13 protein-coding genes and 1 pseudogene are annotated in these 17,642 nt (G+C 45.0%); 10 read left to right on the top strand and 4 right to left on the bottom strand.

Annotation, left to right across the window (positions count from 1 at the left end; genetic code table 11):
* Positions 1 to 145 precede the first annotated feature (145 nt).
* From IGI82_RS03095 to IGI82_RS03110, 4 genes are all read left to right on the top strand, one after another.
* Positions 146 to 1,567: an HTH domain-containing protein gene (locus tag IGI82_RS03095; RefSeq protein ID WP_218212298.1), complete on the top strand. Its 1,422-nt coding sequence runs from the start codon at positions 146 to 148 to the stop codon at positions 1,565 to 1,567.
* 76 nt (positions 1,568 to 1,643) lie between these two features.
* Positions 1,644 to 2,123 carry a signal peptidase I gene (lepB, locus tag IGI82_RS03100; RefSeq protein WP_016609760.1) on the top strand — a complete coding sequence of 160 codons (480 nt, stop codon included), beginning with the start codon at positions 1,644 to 1,646 and terminating at the stop codon, positions 2,121 to 2,123.
* Positions 2,124 to 2,197: 74 nt separating this feature from the next.
* Positions 2,198 to 2,962 (top strand): hypothetical protein, encoded by a 765-nt coding sequence (locus IGI82_RS03105; RefSeq protein ID WP_218212297.1) that lies wholly within the window; start codon positions 2,198 to 2,200, stop codon positions 2,960 to 2,962.
* A 47-nt stretch (positions 2,963 to 3,009) separates the two neighbouring features.
* Positions 3,010 to 4,173, top strand: coding sequence for a hypothetical protein (locus IGI82_RS03110; protein ID WP_218212296.1), 1,164 nt, complete (start codon positions 3,010 to 3,012; stop codon positions 4,171 to 4,173).
* A 57-nt stretch (positions 4,174 to 4,230) separates the two neighbouring features.
* Here IGI82_RS03110 and IGI82_RS03115 read toward each other — a convergent pair whose 3' ends face one another.
* Entirely contained in the window at positions 4,231 to 4,680 is a 450-nt protein-coding gene (locus IGI82_RS03115) for a MerR family transcriptional regulator (RefSeq protein WP_218212295.1), read from the bottom strand.
* A gap of 47 nt (positions 4,681 to 4,727) precedes the next feature.
* Here IGI82_RS03115 and IGI82_RS03120 point away from each other — a divergent pair.
* Positions 4,728 to 5,819 (top strand): annotated as a pseudogene (locus IGI82_RS03120) (zinc-dependent alcohol dehydrogenase).
* 130 nt (positions 5,820 to 5,949) lie between these two features.
* Here IGI82_RS03120 and IGI82_RS03125 read toward each other — a convergent pair.
* Together IGI82_RS03125 and IGI82_RS03130 are read right to left on the bottom strand one after the other, a co-directional pair.
* The gene (locus IGI82_RS03125; protein ID WP_218212293.1) at positions 5,950 to 7,113 is read right to left on the bottom strand and encodes an NAD(P)-dependent malic enzyme; all 1,164 of its coding nucleotides are present in this window, start codon (positions 7,111 to 7,113) and stop codon (positions 5,950 to 5,952) included.
* A 30-nt stretch (positions 7,114 to 7,143) separates the two neighbouring features.
* Entirely contained in the window at positions 7,144 to 8,472 is a 1,329-nt protein-coding gene (locus tag IGI82_RS03130; RefSeq protein ID WP_270290673.1) for a 2-hydroxycarboxylate transporter family protein, read from the bottom strand.
* A 167-nt stretch (positions 8,473 to 8,639) separates the two neighbouring features.
* On the opposite strand from IGI82_RS03130, the gene IGI82_RS03135 reads away from it, so the two are divergent.
* On the top strand, positions 8,640 to 10,169 hold the full coding sequence (locus IGI82_RS03135) for a Spo0B domain-containing protein (RefSeq protein WP_375806680.1): 1,530 nt from the start codon (positions 8,640 to 8,642) through the stop codon (positions 10,167 to 10,169).
* Positions 10,166 to 10,849, top strand: coding sequence for a response regulator (locus IGI82_RS03140; RefSeq protein ID WP_156236320.1), 684 nt, complete (start codon positions 10,166 to 10,168; stop codon positions 10,847 to 10,849). Before IGI82_RS03135 ends, IGI82_RS03140 begins: the two co-directional genes overlap by 4 nt.
* A 254-nt stretch (positions 10,850 to 11,103) precedes the next feature.
* On the opposite strand, the gene IGI82_RS03145 is transcribed toward IGI82_RS03140, so the two are convergent.
* Positions 11,104 to 12,597 (bottom strand): helix-turn-helix domain-containing protein, encoded by a 1,494-nt coding sequence (locus tag IGI82_RS03145; protein ID WP_375806679.1) that lies wholly within the window; start codon positions 12,595 to 12,597, stop codon positions 11,104 to 11,106.
* 209 nt (positions 12,598 to 12,806) lie between these two features.
* On the opposite strand from IGI82_RS03145, the gene IGI82_RS03150 reads away from it, so the two are divergent.
* From IGI82_RS03150 to IGI82_RS03160, 3 genes are all read left to right on the top strand, one after another.
* Positions 12,807 to 15,311, top strand: a complete 2,505-nt coding sequence (locus tag IGI82_RS03150; protein WP_375806678.1) for a VWA domain-containing protein — start codon at positions 12,807 to 12,809, stop codon at positions 15,309 to 15,311.
* Between the two features lie 397 nt (positions 15,312 to 15,708).
* Positions 15,709 to 17,163 (top strand): helix-turn-helix domain-containing protein, encoded by a 1,455-nt coding sequence (locus tag IGI82_RS03155; RefSeq protein ID WP_375806677.1) that lies wholly within the window; start codon positions 15,709 to 15,711, stop codon positions 17,161 to 17,163.
* Positions 17,156 to 17,566 (top strand): cell wall protein, encoded by a 411-nt coding sequence (locus tag IGI82_RS03160; RefSeq protein ID WP_375806676.1) that lies wholly within the window; start codon positions 17,156 to 17,158, stop codon positions 17,564 to 17,566. The genes IGI82_RS03155 and IGI82_RS03160 overlap by 8 nt, the downstream gene beginning before the upstream one ends.
* The last annotated feature ends 76 nt before the right edge of the window (positions 17,567 to 17,642 follow it).

The following is a 17,642-nucleotide window of genomic DNA, read 5'->3' on the forward strand; positions in this document are numbered from 1 at the left end:
CAAAAGGGAGGCAGCGTTGTTCCGATGGAAACCGTTGATACCATTATGTGAGCGCAGAAAAACGAGGTTTTAATAAGAATCAAGCAGAAGCTGCTGGAAATTGCCTGCAGCTTCTCTTCTTTCGGATGTGTGGGGAGGTGAAACGATGAGAAACAAGCCGTCTTTATTGATGAACAGTTTATTTTCAATGACGCGCAAACGGCAACTGACGATTTTGCGGCAGTTGGAATGTTACGGTCATTTAAGTGGGCAGCAGTTGGCACAAGCGTGCGGTGCTTCACGGCGGACGATTATTTCAGACATTGAGGAACTTCGCCAACTGTTTGGGGCTTCGACGATCCTCGCATCTGCCAGCAATGGCTATGAATTGGTGATCCAAGAATTGGCGGAGTATCAGGAAAAAAAGCGAGCATTGCTGGCGGATGACCCAAATCTGTTGTTTCTGCATTTCTTGTGTCAGCAAGAAACGGGGATACCTGAAAAACTGGCTGCCATCACCGGGTTAGGCAATCAAACCTTTTTGAAACAATGCCGCCAGCTTCAGACCTTGTTCGCTGCTTATGAGCTGACTTTGAATAAAAAGCAGTGGTGCCTAGAAGGGGCAGAAGGAAATATACGGTATTTTTATAAAGCCTTTTATTTTGAGGAAGAGGAACAGCCCCACCAACTCTTTGAGCAGCTGGCTGAGACGTTGACACTGCGGTATCGTCCCTCCTTGCCGATCGATCCAGTGGTTTCGCTGCAGTGGACGAAGGTCTTTCTTTTGCGGGCGCAACAAGGTGGGCGCTTGGAGGAAAATTGGGAAATGGCTGACTTTTGTCGGTTGTTTCTTGAAAAAACGGGCTTTGTCATCGAAGGCTTGGAGGTCTGCAGATCCTTGTCGCAGCAAGAACGGTGTGTCCTGCTATTCCTGATGATGGCAGATGAAGGGGTACTTTCGTTTTTATTGAAACATCCATGGGTCGAAGAAACGGTGCCGTTTGATCCAAGCGATAGTTTGCGAGAGACGTTTCCTAAGCAAGCAGAGACATTGAGAGAAGATCGCGTATTCGTGCAAGTGACGTTAGCAGTCATGTTACTGGATCGACTCTTCCATGTGCCCCCTCCATTACAGCGGGATCGTCAAAAGCCAGCAGTGTCTTCTGGTATTGGAAAGTCTACGGCACTTTCTAGCGCTGCTTCTCGCTACTTGGTGACATTGGGGGAGACGTATTTAAACAAGCAGCAGTTAAAAAACAAACAGCTGATGATCACCTATCACTTGAGTGGAAATGAGAAAATCAAAGGCTGGATCAAGCAACGTCTGAGGGATTGGCTGGTTGCACAAGGAGTAGATGTCGTCGTCGAGGCTACGAGTGAGCTGTCGATTTTCACCGCCCGCCAGGTGTTGGTCACTGATCAACCGCTCTTTTTGTTAGAATTGGAACAGCCCATCTATCGGTTGGAACGACCGATTGAGCCAAATTCCATCGAACGCCTCGGCAAGGCAATTTTAGCTGATTTTCTTGGTTCATGTGAAGGCTCGATTCCTAGTGAAGAGCTTCCAGCAGCATCTGCCGTTCGCTAAAAGCGGTAGAGTCAACGGTAGAATCAGTCAAAGGCTACGTACGACGTAAAATTATGGTAGAGGAGCAACAGGTATCATGGGTCGATTCCAAAAGCAATGGGCACTTCGTGTGTTGGGAATAAGTTGTCTGCTACTGCTGCTGTTCTTTTTCTTTTCAAACTACAAAATTGCTCGGGTCAGCGGTGAGTCGATGGTCCCCATCATTCAAAACAACGAGTTAGTCGTTATTCAAAAGAATCAGCTGCCCCATCGCTATGATCTCGTGGCTTTTGAGCATGAAGGGCGGCTGATCGTAAAACGAGTGATCGGGGTTCCTGGCGATTCTTATGCTCGCAGTGGCAATCGCTTGCTATTGGGTGCGTCAGGTTCCTATTATGATTTTTCCTATACCTTTACGCTGACGCAAGAAACGGCGAGGGAACTCCCTATCGGGGGCATCTTGCAGCCAGGTGAGTATTTCGTCGTCGGGGATGCGATCATGCACTCGATCGATAGTCGTGAATTTGGGATGGTGACGAGCGAGGCGCTTCGTGGGGTCGTCTTGAATTTATTTTAAGGGTTCAACGAGGTCAGTCAGCGTGTCGGATTGAAAATCGAGGCTTATTTAGAGACCGAAAGCTGGAAAGGGGGATGTCCGTGAAGATGGTTTATGGCAGTATACTGCTGCTTTGTTTTGTGGCGATCGGGGTACTTGCTCAACGGGGATACCTCGAAATCTTTGTTCGAAGGCTTGAGCGGCAAACAAACATGACGGAGTTGGAAAAAAGAAAACTGGCTTTTTTTAAGCATAAGATTCGTAATGAACATCCGTTAGCGTTACTGATGGTCAGTGGTCTGTTTCTTTTAAGTCTGCTACTTTTTACCTTTCCCCATTTTTCCTTACAGACGCAAGTTCGTAGGATTGAAAAGGAAAGCCAGCAGCTGAAACAGGAAATCTTACATTTACAAAAAGAACAGATGGAAGGGATGCAACGACCGTTATCGGTGTACCCGTCTCCGGGGCTCCCTTTTGAAAGCCTTGCTTGGCAGACGCTGCTGATGGCGGATGATCGAGAAGCGCGATTTCAGCTAGAAGAAGAATTTGGGACACAAGTGACGCCCTTTTTAGGACCGACAGTCGTATTGATCCATATTGACCAACCGCTGCAAGAAATCACCTTAACGAGTGCCAGTCATTTGCACTCAGTTGCCGATTTTTCCACTTGGGAAGCCAACTTGGAACGAATCGTTGATGATCTAGCGCAGGCGCAAGGCGTGCAACGGTGCCATTTTGTTTTACAAGTAGCAGATACGCCCGGTACGTCATTTGAACAAACGATCGTCCGCGATGCCCAGGGACAGTGGCAAGTACTCAACCGAAAAGAGCTTGCTCAAGCTTCAGACACGGGCGCTTAGAAAGAAACAATCAAAAGAGTTATTGATGAAAGGGAGGGATTCATGGGATGAGTAAGAAGAAGGGGCGTGGGTGGTTTTCTGCTCAGACGCTATTCGATGAAATGAACCAAGTATCATTGAAAGAATTAAAAGGATTTGAAGAAACGTATGAGAAAGAAAACGGATCTGCTGAGGCAGCTGTTGTCAGTGGACCAGCGAAAGAAACGATCGCCGATACCTCAAAAAAGAAGGCTACGAGTAACGATCAAGGGATAACGGATACCAGTAGTAAACCCCAAAAAGGCAAAAAGCAGGGGCAACGAAGCGGGCAGGCGCTGGCACCGTCTCCCTCCGCACAAGCAGGGCTAGAGGAACGATCAGGGCCAGAAGGATCGCCTAAGCACTCTGCGCAATCTTGGTCGTCAGAAACGGGCATGCCACATCCGACAAGCAGTAAAGGGAAGAAAAAGCGTAAAAGCACCAAAAAGCGCAATGACACCGTCAATGCGCCCTTACACGGCTATCAAGAAAAACGTTCCTTTGAAGAGTTTAGCGCAGAAGCCAACAAGGAGCAGTTGGAGCTGGCGCCTGACCTACCAGCAGATATGAGCTTTGAACAAACCCATCAAGAGTTAGCATTGGCACGTACGAGAATCACCGAACTTGAAAAACGGCTCCATGCAGAAGCCTTGCATCGCTCACAATCGGATATCCAGCAAGTGAAAGAAAAAGCGATTTTTGAACGCTTGGATTGGGCGAGAGAAAAACAATGGTATGAAAGCAAAGCCCAAGAACAAAAACAGCTGCTGCTCCAAAAAGAAGAAGTCATCACAAATCTGGCGAACCAACTCGCTGAAAAAGAAGCACAGCTGGAGGAGCAGGCTCGAGGCGTTCAGGAAGAAGAAGCCGCTGCGCTTCGCAAAACAGTCAATGAGCTGCAAAAAGAAAACCAAGAGTTACAAAAAGAAAATCAGCAGTTTCAAGCGGAAATGCGGGATATTTTGCTATTTGCTAGAAAGAAAGCAGATCGAACGCTTGAAGAAGCGCAGGTTGAAGCAGAACGGATGATCTACAACGCTGAAATGCGCTTGAATATCGCTCATCGTACGGCAAAAGAGATCCTTGATGAAGTGAGCGATACGAAAGAAAACATGAATACCCTCTTTGATTATTTGTATGAACAAGTCTATTCACTAGCAGACAAGCAAGTATTTGAAAAGTACCAAGAATAATAGGTTTGCTTCGGGTCACTAGAAGCAGACAGATAGTCCTGTGAACGATACATAACGTTAGCGATCTTCGCTTTGGGCGGTGAGCACTTGAAACTTCTCTTTGTTTCTCAACGACATTTTGATTGGGAAATGGATTTGTTCTGTACCGGCTGCGATCGCTGATTCATAATACCAGCACTTATGGTCGATCAACGCCATCGATTGCTGCAAAGCGTCTATCTGCGCTTGCAGCGCTTTTTTTTGTTCAAGAAAAATTTTATGGCGTTCTTGCAGCGAGTCATCACCAAGGCGTGTCAATTGGGCATAATCTTTGATCTCTTTAATGGTCATGCCTGTTTCCTTCAGACATTCGATCAATTCCAGCATCTCAATTTCGGTATCTGAAAACAAACGGTAGCCAGATTCTTTGCGCGCTAACGTCGGCAAAAGGCCTTCTTTGTCGTAATAGCGGATGGTTGACGTGGGGATATTTAAAGCTTTCGCAACTTGGGATATTGTATAGGTCATTTTTTTCACTCCTTAACATTGACTTTGAAGTTAACTTTAATGTTAGTATGACAGTAAGCAAAGGAAAAAGCAATGAGGAGGAAACAGAAATGACAGAAAAAACCATGAAAGCTGCTGTATTAAAAGGACCAGAAAGGATCGAGGTCAAACAAGTCCCTGTGCCGAAAGTGGAAGAAGGATTGATCGAGATCCAAGTTTCAGCGTGCGGCGTCTGCGGCAGCGACGTGCATATGTGGCAAGCAGGGAAAGGTTGGGGCAAAACAGGGGAGTCCGATTTTATCATGGGTCACGAATTTTGCGGTGTCGTGACGGATGCAGGCGATAGTTCTTTTAAAATCGGCGATCGCGTCGCTTTTTGGGCCAATCTTTATTGTGGGAAATGTGACATGTGCCAAAAAGGGCAAGAGCATTTGTGTCGGGAAGTAAATGGCACCAATTATATCGGCTTTGTCTGCAATGGCGCCTATGCCGAACGGTTTGTCGGAAAAGCGTCCAATGCTTATAAATTGCCAGATACAGTTTCAGATACAGCGGCTAGCTTGATTGATCCTTTGATGGTTGCCTATCATGCCGTCCGCAAATCCAACATCAAGTTAAATGACAAAGTCTTGGTTTCTGGAAGTGGGATCATCGGGCAATTGATTGGCGAATTGGCAAAAAAAGCTGGGGCTTCTTATGTGGCCATGTCCAAAATCAACGATACAAAAATTGAGAAAGCCAAGGAATTGGGAATCTTTGATGACTACTTTGATGCCAAGGATCCAAACCGTGGGGAAGTATTGAAAGACGCGTCTGCTGGTGGGTTCGATTTGATTTTTGAAGCAGTCGGTTCCAGCAGTTCCTTAGCGACGTGCATTGAGACTGCTCGTCCTGGTGCAACGATCGTGTCGATCGGAAATTCCGTTGCTCCCGAAATTCCTTTTTCATTCAATCGGTTGGTCTTGCAAGAAATCAAGCTCATCGGCAGTGTTTCATGCACCCGCCAAGAATTTGAACAAACGATCGACTTGATTGCTAGTGGCATGATCAATCCCACAAAATATATCACGGATGAATACCCATTGGAAAAACTGTAAGAGGCGCTAGAACGCCAAACGTTAGAAGATGATCCATTGGTCAAAGCGGTTGTGACGTTTTAACGCTACCTGCGGCACAGAAGTGAAGAACTTCTGTGCTTTTCGTTTGTAAAAAAGCATCTGGAATAAAAACACAAGCCCCCTCTCAATGTTGATTTGTTGAGAGGGGGCCAATCTTCATTTTATGGCGTAACTATTTTTTCCCAGCATTCTTCACGCTTTCTGCCACGACTTTAGCAACATCAGGCTGAAACGCATCTGGAATGATAGTGGTCGGAGTCAATGCTGATTCGGGGATCAAACTAGCGATCCCTTGTGCTGCTGCGATCTGCATCTCGATCGTGATGTCTCTTGCTCGAGCGTCTAATGCGCCTCGGAAGATTCCTGGAAAGGCCAAGACATTATTGATCTGGTTAGGGAAATCACTGCGACCAGTACCGACGATAAAGGCGCCAGCTGCCAGTGCTTCATCAGGAAAAATCTCTGGCGTTGGATTCGCCATCGCAAAAATCACTGGTTTTTCTGCCATCGTTTTGATCCATTCAGGGTGCAGCACACCAGGAGCGGAAACGCCTACGAAGACATCTGCTCCTTTGAGGGCATCTTCTAGTGTCCCTGTTAGCTGTTGACGATTTGTGACTTTGGCGATTTCTGCGTGATGGGGCGCAAGTTCATGATTCGTTTCTGAAAGGATCCCTGCTTTGTCGACGACCGTGATGTGTTTGATGCCAGCAGCCAGAAATTTTCGGGTAATGGCAAGGCCAGCAGAACCACCGCCGTTGACCACGATTTTGACCTCTTCAAAGGATTTGTCGATCAGTTTCAGGCTATTGATCAAAGCGGCTAAAACGACGATGGCAGTCCCGTGTTGGTCATCGTGGAACACGGGGATCGGTAATTCCTCAATCAAGCGTCGTTCGATCTCAAAGCAGCGAGGTGCGCTGATATCTTCTAGGTTGATCCCACCAAAGGTTGGTGCGATCGCTTTGATCGTTTGAATGATTTCTTCGGTGTCTTGCGTGTCTAAGACGATCGGGATAGAGTCGATCCCAGCAAAGCGTTGGAACAAGGCCGCTTTGCCTTCCATGACCGGCATAGCGGCTTTGGCACCAATGTTGCCCAAACCTAAAACTGCCGAGCCATCGCTGATCACGGCGACGGTATTTTTCTTCGTGGTCAAGGTGTAGGCGAGTTCTTCGTTTTCCGCAATCGCCGATGAAACAGCTGCGACCCCTGGAGTGTAAGCGATACTTAAATCTTCTTTTGAGTCAATAGTGACTTTAGAAACAACAGCTAATTTCCCTCCATTTTCCTCGGCTTGTTTCATAGCTGCTTCTTTGACATTGATCGTTGACATTCTTCATTTCTCCCTTCCGATTTCAAACAATTAAAATAATAGTCGTAACAGTGCGGTCATTGAGATAACCGTGATCGCGCCACCCAAACGTGTAGCTACTTGGGCAAATGGCATCAAATTCATGCGGTCGGCGGTACTTAAAATCGCGACATCGCCGGTTCCACCCATTCCGCTTTGGCAAGCAGAAACGATGGCCGCTTCGATGGGGTACATATTCATAAAGCGAGAAACGACAAAGCCCGTGGCGATCACGGTGAAAACAACGCTGATAACGACTAAAAAGTACTGCCAGGTCAGCATGCCGACGACATCCTTCAAAGGAATATAAAGCAGTCCTAATCCTGCCATGAGTGGAAATGTAAAGTTACCCGAGATGAATTTGTAAAGCTGTTTCGATCCTTTTTGGGTTTCTTTTGGTACGACATTCAAGTATTTCAAGAAAGCGGCTGCCACGATCATGAGAACAGGTCCAGGAAACCCAGTGACGTGTTCCAGCAAACCGCCGAGAATAAAGAGCGTACAAGCGGTCAGCACACCGGCACCCATCAATTTGACGTCGATCGGTGATTGATCTTCAACCAACGCATCTTTCAAATCATCCCCATCACTCATTTTGACGAGTTGGCCTTTTCCTGAAAGCCGCGGTTTTTGTTCCCCTAAGCGAGTCAACAAGCCAGTACAAACGATCGCGAAAAAGTTGCCGATGATGGTGGCTGGAATCAACTGCCCGACTAATTGCTCGCTACCTAAACCAGTGATGGCACTATAGCCTAAGGAAAGCGGCAAGATTCCTTCCCCAATACCGCCAGCTAAAACAGGAGTCACAATAAAGAACAAAGTGTGCTTCCAATCTAGCCCTAACAGGACGCCGACAAGAGTACCTACGCCCATCGCTAAGACCATGCCTAACATCATAGGAATGATCATTCGCATCAACCCTCGGACTAAGATTTTGCGATTCATCCCTAAAATACTGCCGCAAACCAAACAGGCGATATAGAAATAAAGAAAGTTCGCTTGCTTCATTAAGATATTGGTTGATTCCAATACGTTTTGATTGATGAGATTAAAAAAGACCAAGATTGACGGAATCAACAAAGAAAAAATAGCGGGACCACCGAAATTCTTAATGATAGGGATGTTGGCACCAATCGTTCCTAATAACCAGCCTAAACTTAGGATAACTGCGAACCCACCCAGCATATTGACAGGCAGTTGTTGCAGAAAAGCAGTGATCAAGATAATGGCAGACATTACCAGATAGACGGGCAAAGGAACGGAACCAACATAGAAAGACCACCACTTTGCTTTGGTTTGCGTTTTTTCAACAACGGGTTGTTTTGCGACGACTTGTTTCATTCAAATACCTCCTTTGGATGTCTCCAGTATAAGGAAGCGCTCACAAACAAAGAAGATTATTTAACTAATTTAATTAAATGCAACTTAAAAAAAGACCTTCGGAAAAAGATTCCTATGTTAAAATGAGCGTGTAATGAACGCTTATTAGCAATTGGGGAGGAACGACTATGCGGGAGCGGCCAGTCCGGCTGTGGGTGCTGTTAGTAGGGATTTTTACCAGTACCTTATGTATCGTTCTAACATTATTTTATGTACTGATGATGATGGAACAAAAAGAGCAAATGCACCGAGATGAAGAAACGCTGCTGCTATCGATCGGTCGTCAGTTAGCGTCAGAAGCGGAGGTCAAGCAAGCACTGCGGGATGAGAAAGCCAGTCCCCAGTTGCAATCATATACCAATGAATTAGCAAAAAATTATGGGTTGGACTTTATTGTTTTGATGAACCAAGACGCTATTCGGATCACGCACCCAGATCCTGAAAAAATTGGTCAACCTTTTACTGGTGGCGATGAAACACCTGCCATTGAAGGCAAGGAGTCTCTCTCCATTGGCAACGGCACCTTAGGACAATCCTTACGGGGGTTCGTTCCAGTGAAAGAAGATGGAGAACAACTTGGCGTCGTGGCATTAGGGATTAAAATGACTTCACTGCAATCGTTGATCTTACTATCACAAAAAGGCTATCGGAAAGCATTGTTCATCAGTTTGCTATTAGGCGGGGGGATTGCATTATTCGTGGCATTTTATTTGAAACGCCAACTGCATAATTTGGAACCGCAAGAAATCTCACGTCTGTTAGAAGAGCGCAATAGTATGCTGGAAGAAACCAAGGATGTTGTTTTTGTCTTAGACTTAGCCAAGAACATCTTGCTGGCAAATCGAGCCGCCACGGCATTGCCGCTTGCTACTGCATCAGAAGATGGCTTGGTCGGCCAATCCCTGCTAACGATCCTGCCTGCTTTGCAGCATGTTGATTTTGACAAGAAGCAAGAGCGGTTAGTGCAGCAAGAAGGGCAGGACTATGTCTTTTCATCGGCGCCGATCATCGTGAGAAATCAGCAGATAGGGTATATTATTTTTCTAAGAAATGCGACGGAGTCCTTATTTATTGCGGATCAGTTGGCAAATACGACAGCCTATGCGACGGCACTGCAAAGTCAAGCCCACGAATTTATGAACAAGTTGCATGTCATCTATGGTTTGGTGGACTTAGAAGCCTATGAAGAGTTGACGATCTATTTAGATGATATTTTGAAACCAGAGAAAGAATTTGCTCATCGGCTAGCGATTCTCATTAAAAACCCTTTGCTGGCAGGTTTTTTGATTGGCGAGCGGCAAAAATTTTTAGAAAAGAAATGCCAGCTGTTGGTAGAAATTTTTCCAGAGATTCCCCAAGGAGCCGTTGCACATGAAACCAAAGTCTTATTAAACCTTTATCAATATATGCATCATCTTTTGCTGCAAAAGCATTTGACCCAAGAGGTATTTATGAAAATCGAGTACCAAGAAAATCAACTGCAAACGAGTTGGCAGCTAGCGGAAGAAATGTTGACACCCACAGAACAAGTGACTTTACAGCAAGTTGGCTATTTTCAGCAATTGTTGCATGAAGTCAACGGGAAAATCACTTTTCAACAAGCCCAAGGTGTTTTGGAAGTGACGATCACGAATGATTATCGGAAGGAGCAGCTATGAAAGCCAATATTTTGATTGTTGAAGACGACCCGATGGTTCAATTTATTCATCGCAGCTATTTAGAACGTTTGGCGGTTTTTGAGCGAATTTTTTCGGTGGAAACAGTGGAAGAAGCGCAAGAAATGCTGCAAAAAGAAACCATTGAGCTGCTCTTGCTGGATATCCATTTGAAAGATGGCAATGGCTTGGAGCTGTTGCAAACATTACGGGAACAACAACAGGCTGTGGATGTCATCATGATCACGGCTGCCGATGAAACACGATTGATCAGCCAAAGCCTGCATTTGGGGATGCTGGATTATTTGATCAAGCCGTTTTCCTTCGAACGATTTGCCCAAAGTATCCAAGTATTTCAGCAACGACGGGAAAGCCTCAAACATCCGCGAATCGCTCAGCAGCAAATCGATCTGCTGCTGCAGGGAAACCAAAAAAGTCCGTGGATCGAACTGGAAAAAGGGTTGACAGAAGACACGCTTCAGCTGATCCAAGAAACGATTCGTACCATCAAACAGCCATTTACAGTCCAAGAATTGGCGCAAGCTTGTGCATTGTCCCATGTATCGGTACGAAAGTATGTCGCCCATTTAGAAAAGACCAAAGCCATTTGCAGCGAAAATGTGTATACAAAAATTGGGCGTCCATATAAACAGTATTTTTTGATCACTGACAAAGAAGAGTGAGCTTTGTTATCTTTATCCTTATCAGTGTTTTTGAAGCTAGCCAGTTCTCATGGTACTCGCCAAAAACAACGGTTCAAGTGATCTACCACTTGAAGGGGACGGTCGGTGAGAGTGGCTAAGACAAAAGAAACAAGCAGACCCAATGCAAGTAGGAAGGGCAAGCTTCTGAGTGTCATCATGTTTTTTCACTCTGAGAACGCCTTTCTACAAAAAAACCGCTCTTGTCATTCAGCCAAGAGCGGGTTTTTTATCCTTTATTTATCTAACGCTTCAATCGCCTGATGAATCGCTAGCAAATCAGGGACGGTGATTTGCGCATTGATCAACAGGACGGGTCCTTTTTCAAAGGTTTCAGACAATGGAGTGGTGCTTAGACAGAGATCGTAGTCGTCGTCGACAAACTGATCACGAATATCAAGGTTGTAGAACCCTTGAAATGGCGCTTTGATCAGTTCTCTGATGGTCAGTGAAATCGCCAGCGGCAAGTCTGTTTCCAGTTTGATCTTGATTTTTTGCTGAAAATCAGCTGGCGGCAAAATCAACGTCCACGCCGTAGCGACATAAAGAGAAAAGCCACTGCGTTTCAGCGGATCTGCTTGGTAGAACGAAGTTTTCGTCACTAGCTTTTCGGCTTGCTTTTGTAAATCAGGAAAATGTTCGGTTAAAAACTGTGCAGTATTATAGCCAGCTAATGTATGGTCGACTGGCCCAAACAATTCGATCGTTAAAAGCCCATTCAAGAGGGTATTCACGATCCTACTTTTGCAAGGACGGGTCAACTTGGATTTTGGTGCGAAAGCGGTCATCGACAAGAGCAGTTTTTGGATGCTGGTCGTTGGTTTTTTTGGGGAAAACGCAGCGTCCAGTTGCGCATCGGCAAACGTTCGATCGAGATTGGATGCCAGCCATAGAAAACAAAAGCGGCATTCATTTGCATCAAGAAAGAAGTGTTCCGCTAGTTCTGACGATAAATGGCTGTAAATAGCGGTCTCTTCATCAATCAGAGGGTGAAACAGGGAAAGATCTGACCCAATCAAGGGCGGTTTGATCGCCACTGCTTCTGGCGAAATCCGTTGTCCTTTGCGAAACCGCAAAATAGTGACGGCCAAAATGTACGTGGTCATTTTCAATTCGATCGGGTTAAAGGGAATCTGGTTGTTTTGGTAAAAGTCTTGAGCGATGGTTTCACATTTTTTCTGGGAAAGACCAGTAAAGGGCCAATGCAGACCAGCAAATGTTCGCCAAAAGAAGACCATCATAAAGTAGCGGATACGGGCTTCACTGCCTACGAGTCGAACCGTCCCTTTTTGCTTTTGCAGCTGAAATCCCAATGGAGTAAGCAGTTTTTGCAACGCATAGATTCTTTTGCGAACGGTTGATTCGGAGAAGTAATGATCAGCGGCGAATTGGATCAAATTGATCTCATTTTGCAGCAAAAGAGTTTCCAGCAAATAAAAAAAGGGATTCGCTTCCAGCAATTGCCGACTCAATCGCTTATAGTCTCGCTTCGTCCCAATAAAGGATAACCCCAAGCCGTGTTTGGCAACCAAAAGCGGTGAGGGATCGTCTTGCAAGGAAAGCGAGCGTTTGCTTAAAGTGTCGAAGCTTTTTTGGATGGAGCGGCGATCCAAAGCCAACGCTTGACTGATCTCTTCAATGGGAACAAAGCGTTTTTGAAGATACAAAAACCGCAGCAAGTCGATATCTCTCTTGAGGGTGTGTCCAAAAAATGGATAAAAGCGTTCCATAATCCAAGCTCCGTTCTAAAGGTTTCTCTATGTACTCGATTCTCTTATGATAGCACAAAAAACGTGATTTTTTTGCAAATGAAATCGGCATTTTTTTGTCTCCTTTTCCCAGCAAAACCTTCTATACTGTTTTCTGATAAAGACTCGCTTTCCTCATTACTCAAGGATTTTTGTGAGGAAAGCAGTGCGGAAATAAAGGAGCGAAAGCGATGAAACACAAAAGAGGTTGGCAAAAGCATGCAGGGATTTTTTTCCTGTTGTTGATGGGGTTTCTTATAGGCAGTCTGACTGTAAACAGTGAAACCACCACGTATGATTTTGACTATCAAACCGATGCGACCGGGCAGTATTTGACAAATGGAACGGCGCAAGGAGATACGTACAATTACAAGTATGGACAGGCGCCAGGGGTAGCTTTTGATGAAGAGAGCTATGTCAATTATGCAGATGAAGCGTATCTGAAAAAGAGTGTCAAAGAAGCAGCGGGTCAAGGACTATTTGATGTAACGTTAGCTGTCAAAGGCAACCAGACCAGTACCCCTGTTGATCTGGTCATGGTGATCGATTATTCTTCCTCTATGACGGGAGAAAAATTGACTAACGCCTTGTTGGGGCTGCAGCAGTTTGGAAATGAATTGGCTGATTCGCTGGCGAATGGTTCCATTCGGATCGGTATCGTTACCTACAATCGGGAAATCTACACCACCAATGGTTTTTCTACCGATATCGCCTACTTAGAACAATTTCTGCGAGAGACGGCCGAAACCCATTCTGGAACCTTCATGCAAAAGGGCTTGCTGGCAGGGCAACAGCTATTACTGGAAGAAAGTCGACCAGAAGCGGAAAAGCTGTTTATCCATATTGGTGATGACAGTGCCAATCGTAGTTATTTGCCAGCAGATGATGCAACAGTTTATCAAAATACTGGCGCAATCCGCGATTACAATGGCTATCACACGGAGAGCTATGTCGAGTCATTTCAAACATCGGCTACTGCTTACCATACGACAAGTAAAAATCCGTCAGATCCGCAAGCTATTCCTGTTAGCAGTACGGTGGTGACAGACGAAACCCTTGGCACGATCGTCGCGCTTAAAAAATCTGGGTTTACCTATTATTCGGTAGCAACGGCGCCTTCCGCACGAGGGGAATACATTGGGCGTAATCTGGCGTCTGCACCAAGCAATTACTTAACGACGGATGAAAACCTGAGTGGATTGGGTTCAGCATTGACAGAGATTGCCAATCATATCGATAAAACGATCCCTGATGGGACGATCACGGATCCGATGGGCGAGGGCATTCTTTTGCAAGGATCTGGCAAGTTTGATGCCGATCAGTATCAGTTAGTCGGGTGGCGCAAAAATGCGCAAGGAGAGTGGGTCGAGGCGCAGGAAGTTGCAACTGGAGTAACCGTTTCTGAAAAGAATCAGACCATTACGGTCAGTGGGGTAGCTTTAGGTGAAAATGAAAAACTGACGTTGACCTACCAAGTTCGTCTGAATACGGAAGCCCCAGATTTTAAAGGAGAGACGTGGGTGTTGTGCAATGGCCGTACGACTTTAATCCCAGCAAGCGGTGATGAGGCATTAGATTTCCCGATTCCTTCCATCAAAGCACCCAGCGTTTCCCTTGCGGTTCTTAAAAAGTGGGTCAATGTTTCAGCAGCTGAGATTCCCGATCAAATCGATTATCAAGTCATAAGAACCACTACTACGGCAGCAGACAGTTGGCAGCAGTCAGACCGTTTGACCCTTGAAAAAGCCAATGATTTTCAAGCATCATTTACAAAGGTACCCGTTGCTGGTCAAATGGCAGATTTACCAAAATACAACAATCAAGGGGAAGACTTCGTGTATTGGGTTGAGGAAGTCAATGTCCCCGACGGCTTCGAAAGCAGTGTGACGACTGAGGGAGATACCCTTGTAATCACCAATACAAAAAAAGAAACCGAACCAAGCACGACGGAACCAAGTACAACAGAATCAAGCACTACGGAACCAAGTAGCACAGAACCAAGCACCACAGAGCCAAGTACGTCGGAATCAAGTACAACAGAATCAAGTACAACAGAATCAAGCACGACGGAACCAAGCACAACCGAACCAAGCACGACGGAACCAAGTACAACAGAATCAAGCACTACGGAACCAAGTACCACGGAACCAAGTACCACAGAGACAAGTACCACAGAACCAAGCACGACGGAACCAAGTACAACGGAACCAAGTACAACGGAACCAAGTACAACGGAGCCAAGTACGACGGAGCCAAGTACAACGGAACCAAGTACAACGGAACCAAGTACAACGGATCCAAGTACGTCGGAATCAAGTACAACAGAATCAAGCACGACGGAACCAAGCACCACAGAACCAAGTACAACGGAGCCAAGTACGTCGGAATCAAGTACAACAGAATCAAGCACCACAGAACCAAGTACGACGGAGCCAAGTACCACAGAACCAAGCACGATGGAACCAAGTACGACGGAACCGAGTACAACGACCACAAACAGTGACGGTGCTACACTAGGAAATTCCCATGAGAGCCAATCCACTGACACGAGTGCTAGTAGCGAAGCCACGAAATCTTCCAGTCAAGAAAAAGTAAAGGCTCTTCCTCAAACGAATGAGCAACGGGCTGCATGGCTGGTGATTCTAGGCGCAATCATGGTAGGCGGTGTGTTTACAAGCGTACTGAAAAAGAAATAGGAGATTGTTCTAACTTATAATTCTATATAGTCAGCTAGACAAGTGTCTAGCTGCTTTTTTGTGCTTCAATCAGTTGAAATCGGCGCTGTTACTAAAAAAGCTGTGGCTTATTTGTGAGTATAACTAGAAATTGATAAAGGAGAAACAATAAACAAAAACGTAGCGGAACTATTTAAAATAACACTTAATATTTACCTTTGAGAGCCTGCAAAATAGATGAATATTGATAGAAAGTCAATATTTTTGCACCCTCGTGTGCAAATGCTGGATAAAAAATAGGTGGTAATTTTGTTAGAATCAAACAAGAAACATTGCAACGATTCGAAGGCAGCGCTAAAGGAGGGACCTACGATTTGATAAATAATTTATAGGAAATTTGCTAAAGGAGATTAAGCCCGTGAACAGTCTTACATTCCAATTGGTAACGAACTCAGTGAATCGAAGAAGCCTGATACTATTGGCGTACATGGAAAACGAACAGATTTTGAGTGTCAAGCAGCTCTCAGAAAAAGCGAGTATTTCTCGGCGGACGATCTTAACGGACTTAAAAGCACTACGCACATTTTTTGGTGATACGATCTCTCTTGAAGGGACCCATCACGGGATGAAGTTAGTGATCAAGGATCATGGTGAGTACTATAAAAAACGACGCTCTTTCTATGAGCGAGAACCACTGATTTTATTAGTACAAGCTTTTTATGCGGGACAAACGTTTCCTTTTCTAGCTTGGATACGAGCCATGCATATTTCAGAATCAACGGCAAATCGACTCTTAAAAAAATTACAGCTGATTCTTGATGAATACGGTTTGGTGGTAACCAAAGCACCGATTGGGCTGGTGGGAGAAGAAATCAATCAGCGAAAGTTCTTCTGGGATTTTTATTGCGAAACGCACTATTTTGAGTTGCCAGTCATTGATCATCAGCTCCAAGAAACGCTTTTAAAAAGAATTGAACAAAACGTGGGGATCGTTTCAAGAAAAAAGCTCCTCAATATTATTCGTTTGTCTTTTCAGCGTGCCACTTTTGGAACCTTGATCGTTGATCCTGAGGTCCTAGCAGTGATCCAGCAAGATCCGCTTTTTCTGACGATCAAGGAAACACTTCAAGAAAGTAGCAGTCTTCAAGCCATCGCAAAAAAACGGCTCCTTCAGGAAGCGTGTTTTATTTACCTAATGCTCTATGCGCAGTGGGCGCTTCGGGGGAAAACGAGGATTCCCCTCAATACCTTTTCAAAAACGAGTACGCGATTCGTTGAACTTTTTGTTGCTTTTTTTGAACAGCACAATTCTTACCTTGACGAACCTTGTGCAATTCAACAGGTCGTTGAAGATTTTTTAGTACGACAATATGCAAAAGTTGGTTTAGCACCTATCTACCTAAAAAATCCGGATAGTACGAATCAATTTGTGTTTTCTTTGCCTTTTGATCTGTATGAGCCTTTGCTTAGGTTTATGGAAGTGAATGAGATTCCGCAATGTTTCAAAAATCAATTTTTGACGGACTTTTGTTGTTCCTTCGTTCTTTATCTTTTTGGCAATCAATTGATTCGGGTTTCGCAAAAAATCGTGGTGTTGCTTGCCAATAATTATGTGATCGATGAATGGGTCTATAGTATTTTTGAACATCATTTTAGTGGTCGAATGGCTGTGCTCTATGAAGAGCAATTAACATCGGAACAGATCAACCAGCTTGACTGTGATATTTTGATCACCAATATCATCCCATTTGATTACTCCATAGAAAAGCAACCGCAGGTCTTTTTTTTGCCTAAATACATTGGGTATAAAGAAGCGATTAAAATGGTTGTCTCCATCCTAAATGAAGGATTGGAGGACTTCGTCTGTGTCTGAAGTATGTTTTTTGGAAGAGAAAAAGGAGCGAGAGGAAAATGAGGGAGAATACATGGCGCTTCGTAAATTGAGGTATTTTATTGTACCAATGTTGCTGTTAAGTTGTCTGCTAGTCGCTGATTTCGTAGAAGCCAAAGAAGTGTCCACCGCTAGAACAGAAGGGGGCATCCGTTTTGTTGGTGGCCAGGAACCTGAAAAGCCAGAGCCCAAACCGCCGACAGGGGAATGGCGAGCACCTGAAGAAGATTCGTCTAATAGCGCAAAAAATGATCGTTTTCCGCAAACGAACAGTCACCAACGACTACTTATTTACTGGATAGGTCTGCTGCTCGTCATCTTGAGTGTGGTTGTTTACTTGAAACGATGCGCAGGACGATCCGCTAACGAGAAAAATGGCCTTTAGGCAATACGGTTGCGCGCTTGTTTTAGGATAAGGCAGTTGTGGATTTTGAAAAAAGGTTTATGCATCAATCAATAGT

This window comes from Enterococcus sp. AZ067 (genome assembly GCF_051715005.1).
Classification (GTDB): domain Bacteria; phylum Bacillota; class Bacilli; order Lactobacillales; family Enterococcaceae; genus Enterococcus_D; species Enterococcus_D casseliflavus.

What these genes read in the sequence shown, in the direction of transcription:
- IGI82_RS03145 (WP_375806679.1), bottom strand. Translation starts at nt 12,597, where the DNA reads ATGGAACGCTTTTATCCATTTTTTGGACACACCCTCAAGAGAGATATC.
- IGI82_RS03095 (WP_218212298.1), top strand. Translation starts at nt 146, where the DNA reads ATGAGAAACAAGCCGTCTTTATTGATGAACAGTTTATTTTCAATGACG.
- IGI82_RS03110 (WP_218212296.1), top strand. Translation starts at nt 3,010, where the DNA reads ATGAGTAAGAAGAAGGGGCGTGGGTGGTTTTCTGCTCAGACGCTATTC.
- IGI82_RS03105 (WP_218212297.1), top strand. Translation starts at nt 2,198, where the DNA reads ATGTCCGTGAAGATGGTTTATGGCAGTATACTGCTGCTTTGTTTTGTG.
- IGI82_RS03130 (WP_270290673.1), bottom strand. Translation starts at nt 8,472, where the DNA reads ATGAAACAAGTCGTCGCAAAACAACCCGTTGTTGAAAAAACGCAAACC.
- IGI82_RS03115 (WP_218212295.1), bottom strand. Translation starts at nt 4,680, where the DNA reads ATGACCTATACAATATCCCAAGTTGCGAAAGCTTTAAATATCCCCACG.
- lepB (WP_016609760.1), top strand. Translation starts at nt 1,644, where the DNA reads ATGGGTCGATTCCAAAAGCAATGGGCACTTCGTGTGTTGGGAATAAGT.
- IGI82_RS03125 (WP_218212293.1), bottom strand. Translation starts at nt 7,113, where the DNA reads ATGTCAACGATCAATGTCAAAGAAGCAGCTATGAAACAAGCCGAGGAA.
- IGI82_RS03140 (WP_156236320.1), top strand. Translation starts at nt 10,166, where the DNA reads ATGAAAGCCAATATTTTGATTGTTGAAGACGACCCGATGGTTCAATTT.
- IGI82_RS03150 (WP_375806678.1), top strand. Translation starts at nt 12,807, where the DNA reads ATGAAACACAAAAGAGGTTGGCAAAAGCATGCAGGGATTTTTTTCCTG.
- IGI82_RS03135 (WP_375806680.1), top strand. Translation starts at nt 8,640, where the DNA reads ATGCGGGAGCGGCCAGTCCGGCTGTGGGTGCTGTTAGTAGGGATTTTT.